Below are 4764 nucleotides of genomic sequence, written 5' to 3' on the forward strand. Positions count from 1 at the left end.
CCCCGCCGAGGTGATGCCGGTCACGTGCGTTTCTTCCTGACTGCAAAACTACGCCTCATAATTCATATAGTCCAGACATTTTAAAATTAAATGTTTTTATTTCAGTCATCCCTCGCGTATATGAGGCTGGCGTGCCCGCCAGGAGCCAGTGCCTAACGGGCAGGCCATTGGTGAGTGAGCAGTGAAGTGGTCGCCCCGAGCCGAAACTGGGACTCGTGCCAGGCCTGGGTACGGCCTGGGGTCGATACCTTGCCGGCGGCTCTCTGTCCTTCGTCGTTCGCAGGATGTTGGTGAGCACTGACGCCGATCGGTGCTGGGAACAACAGCAGTCTCGCTGAGCCGCGGGTCGGTGCCCGGGAAGGCTGACAGGTATAGGTTCAAATAGCGAACCCGCCGACGTTCATCTGGGGTGGCATTTTCCGGTGCTTCAGAATAGAGGGTGTGGCAGGGGTCTGGCTGAATCCGACAGGATTTTTGGAGCGATTTTGCGACACAGTTCGCGAGGCTTCGGAAGCCGAGGGCTGAGCCCCAGAGATGCTCCAGCCGGACATTGATCGCTTTAGTGGGCCCGTTGGATGTTTCGGATCGCTCGAAGTAGGCCAGAACGTCTTCTGCCCTGCGCTTGAGCGTCCGGGCCATCGTTTTGGACTCCGTGAGTGCGGCCGCCACGGCTGTGCTGAGGGAATCGACCACCCGCATCTGCTTGCGTCTTTGGACACTGCACGGTTCCCGGCAGGCGGTATTTATGTGCTGATAGATGACCCGGCTAGCTTCAACTTCAACATGCGTATGGGTGGCGATCAAGGCTTCGAGGACGTTGTTTTGTCTGTGAACAGGTCGGCGCCGGGGTCCAGTGCCCTTGGGACTTTGTAAAGCGGGTCAGCTGCCCGCCCGCGGTGTCCTCACAGTGCCCGCGGAACGCCTGGTGTGTGTGATCAACTATTTGTAGGCCGTTTCAGCCGAGAATGTGTGCCAAGTTGGTGGCCCATTTTAGGCCAAAAGAGCGGTAAGAATTAGGCCAGTCATATCTTCGTGGAATCAAGGTTTCGGGGCTGGCTTGGCGATAGAGATCACCCGTGGTTCGGGGCCTTGCCCAGTGTGTCAGGGACATGGGCCCGCCACCCACAGATAAGTTCCTTACGGCGCTGCCATTGCAAAGCGTGTGCGCCGGAAGGGCTGGAAAGCAGATGACGGTACCCATGTCGTTACAAGAAAATATCAGAAAATTGGACTCCCGGGGAGTCCCTGCGCGTGAGATCGCCCGGAGGCTGGGCGTTAGTCGGACCTCGGTGGCTAAATACGCCGGGCAACAGGATTTCTCCCCTGCACCACCAACCTCGTTGGCCAGGGCCGGCGCGTCGGTGTTGACGGGGTTCGAGCACATCATTGAGCGGTGGTTGGGCGAAGATGCACGCCGCCCACGCAAGCAGCGGCATACGGCCAAGCGGGTCTTTGACCGGCTCCGGGAGGAGCATGGTTTCATCGGCACCTATTCCCCGGTGCAGCGCTTCGTGAAGAAGTGGACGGCGCTGAACCGGACCGCCGGGGAGGGGTTCACGGAGTTGGTGTGGCCGGCCGGCACGGTGCAGGTCGATTTCGGCCAGGCGGAGGCGATCATCGCCGGGATCCGACAGGTCCTGCACATCTTTGTGGTGTCCTTCCCGTTCTCAAACATGCGCTTCGTGCAGGCGTATCGGGGCGAGACCTCCGAGTGCGTCGCCCATGGGCTGCGCACCGTGTTCGAGCACATCGGGGCCGTGCCGAGGCACATGGTCTTCGATAACGCCACCGGTATCGGAAATCGGGTGGGAACCCGGGTGACCGAGACGAGTTTGTTCGCTGCGTTCAAGGCCCACTACCGCTCTGAATCTAGGTATTGCAATCCGTACTCCGGACATGAGAAGGGCAGCGTGGAAAACGCGGTGGGGTTCCTGCGCCGGAACTTCATGGTCCCCGAGCCGGAGGCCGCCACCCTGGACGGGCTCAACAAGGTCCTGATGGCCCGCTGCGACGCCCTGGCCACCACCGTGCACTATCGCAAGGGCCTGCCCTTGGGTGAGCTGTTCGCCCAGGACGTGGCGGCGTCCCTGGAGTTGCCGGGGGTCGGTTTCGATGCGGTGCGCTACGAGTCCCGGAAGGCCGACAAGACCGGAAACCTGCTCGTTGACGGAAACACGTACGCGGCCGGGCCCGCCTTCCATGGGCGGCTGCTGACCGTGGGGTTGGGACATGAGCTGGTGCAGATCCTTGATGAGCATTCCGCACCGGTCCGCACATTCCCGCGCGTCTTCGGCCGGCAGGCCGAGACGATTTTCGACCCTGCATCCCTGGTCCCGTTGCTGGTGACCAAACCGGGGGCGTGGTCGCATTCCCCGTTGCGGGCACTGGTCACCGACCCGGTGCGCGACTGGCTGGACAAGGCAACAGCCACCGATCGGCGCCGCCTGTTCAACGCCGTGGAGGCGGCCTGCCCGGCGGCAGGCTTCGACGCCGCGGTGGCCGCCGCCGACACCCTGATCCAACGCGGAGACGCAGCGGCCCTCGTCCGCGTCCAGTGGCCGGGAGGGGGCGGTGCGGTCTCCCGGATCGGGGTGAGATCAATGACGACAGCGATGTACTTGTCTCCGCTGCGAGTGTGCCCCTCAGACATGTTCGTCGGTGCCAATGACTTTCACGCAGTCGAAGCGGCGCGGGTCATCGATCACTCCACACGGCCCCTCGGCAAGAACGGCGTTGATAGCTACATTCGAGGTTGCGCCCAGCGCCTCGGCCACCCGGGCGACTGTACGGTGTTGGCACACGATCCCTTCCAAACCCAACGCAGTCCGCGGCGGGAGAGTTTTAGCCTGTGGCCGGCAGCCTTCGACGGATCTGGCTGCCACACCTGTCAACACCCAGTACATCAGTAGTGCCGGGTGTGCACCAGCAGTGTGGTTGGGCGCCGAACGATCGGCTAATGGCCCAGCTGGCGGATCTTCGTGTCCCAGGGAACGCCCTGGCACCCACCCTTCCGGCGCCAGTCATTAGGATCAACAAACACGGCGGGAAAGGACGGCACCATCCGGGCCTAGATGCTGCCCGGCCACATCGAGACCGAGCCTGTCGACGCGGCCGGGTGTGGTCAGGTAAGGGGCAGTAGGTAGCGCTGAAGACGGCGGCCTGGGGGTGGAAGAATCACGATCTAGACAATCCGGTTCTCTCCAAGGCCGTCGCCTCAGCCGAAACAACTCCCGCTCCGGATCCCTGGTACCGCAGCGCTGGCCACACTCTCAATTCTGAAGAGTCCTCAAACGCCAACCGTCACTTTATTATTCGATAGTCTGGATTCGTGCTGGGAATACAGCCAGATAGGGATATAAAGCGCCAATACGATGAAGCCAATTAGGGTTGAGGTCCAGCCGACCTCAAGGCTGTTTAGGTAGACTAGGCCGATCAAACACAGGGGGACATTGAACAGGCCAAAGACCATGGCAACATTTTTCCAGTTTTTGGGTGCTTTGAAAGGCCTTTCCAGATCAGCAAAGGCAGGGTGCTTTTTGGCCCTGACGTAGGCGAACAGGCTTATGCCGTTGGCAAAAGTATAACCAATCGCCGAGGCCGCAACAATTGACGCAGGGTTTCCCAGGGAAATCAGTACCAGGTTGAAGGCTCCGATGACCAGCATGGCAACAAACGGAGTTCCGTGGCGGTTCAATTTTCCGAGGGACTTGGGAAGATTGCCTTCCGTCGCCATGGAGTGCATGGCGCGGGAAGAACCCAGGTATGCCGTTTGAATGATCAGTATCATGGCAAAGATCAACATGATGATAGTGATCATGGAGCCAGCTTGGCCAAAGGCAGCTTGGGCGACAGGAATCAGGGGCGACACAGGTTCGGCCAGTACACCCCTAACACCCAGTACACCGATCACTGAAGATTGCACCAATACAAACAAGAGGAAGCAGATGATGCCGCAGGCAAACAACGCTTTGGGGACATCCTTGGACGGATTTTTGTATTCAGGACCGTAGATGGCTGCAGTTTCCCAGGCACACGCACTCCACTGGGCGATCGCGAAGATACCAAGGAGAATCAGGACATGGTGCAGATCCCAGGCCCAGTCAGTCGGCCACCAGCTGCCGGTGATATTGGACAGTTCAACGTGTCCGGTAGCAAAAGGAGCCACGGCCAGGATGACCAGTGGTATCAGAGATAAAGCCGCCAGGATGTAACCCAGCTTGGCGCCATCCTTGAGGCCAAACCAGTTCACCACGAACAATCCGGTGAAAATCACCACACCTGCCATCAAAGACAGCTGATACTCAGTAAAGGTCTCGCCCAGCACCGGAAACAGCCCATGAAGGTAACCGCCGACCAAGATGGAAAAGATCGCCAGCACCGGTGTCCAGGCAAACCAGTAGCTCCAGGCGCTGAAGCCGCCGATCAGCTTGCCCTTATCATACTTCCCCTGGTAATTTTCGGTGCGAAAAACATGCTGCGCGATGCCCGGCAGGCCAGAGGCTTTGGTAAAGGTGGTGGCCATTTCGGCATAGGCGGTGCTTTGCATGAAACCCTGAAGGACCGATAATCCCCAGATAAGGATGGCTGCGGCCGACATGTAAAGCGGAATATAGCCTAGAGAGGGCAGAATCAGCAAAGGCACACCCAGCGCAATGGCCAGACCCTGCTTCCAGTCGATCGACCTTTCCAGGTGATCGTCTCCATTCAAACGTTTTTCACTCATAACAATCTCCCTTACAACGTAAAGTCGTCTGATTTTCTAGT

General features: G+C 59.3%; 2 protein-coding genes and 1 pseudogene. 1 reads left to right on the top strand and 2 read right to left on the bottom strand.

Features of this window, described 5'->3' with window-relative positions:
- Window positions 1-105: 105 nt before the first annotated feature.
- Window positions 106-804, bottom strand: a complete 699-nt coding sequence (locus CVV68_RS25035; RefSeq protein ID WP_110503225.1) for a transposase — start codon at window positions 802-804, stop codon at window positions 106-108.
- A gap of 395 nt (window positions 805-1199) precedes the next feature.
- On the opposite strand from CVV68_RS25035, the pseudogene istA reads away from it, so the two are divergent.
- Window positions 1200-2531: pseudogene (istA, locus tag CVV68_RS22585) on the top strand (IS21 family transposase); the annotation flags it as partial.
- 755 nt (window positions 2532-3286) lie between these two features.
- Here the strand turns inward: istA and CVV68_RS22590 are convergent.
- Entirely contained in the window at window positions 3287-4723 is a 1437-nt protein-coding gene (locus CVV68_RS22590; protein WP_110503227.1) for an APC family permease, read from the bottom strand.
- Window positions 4724-4764: the final 41 nt, after the last annotated feature.

It is taken from the genome of Arthrobacter livingstonensis, from assembly GCF_003219815.1.
GTDB lineage: Bacteria > Actinomycetota > Actinomycetes > Actinomycetales > Micrococcaceae > Specibacter > Specibacter livingstonensis.

Excerpts from the sequence above, each read along its gene's own strand:
- CVV68_RS22590 (WP_110503227.1), bottom strand. The coding sequence starts at position 4,723 with ATGAGTGAAAAACGTTTGAATGGAGACGATCACCTGGAAAGGTCGATC.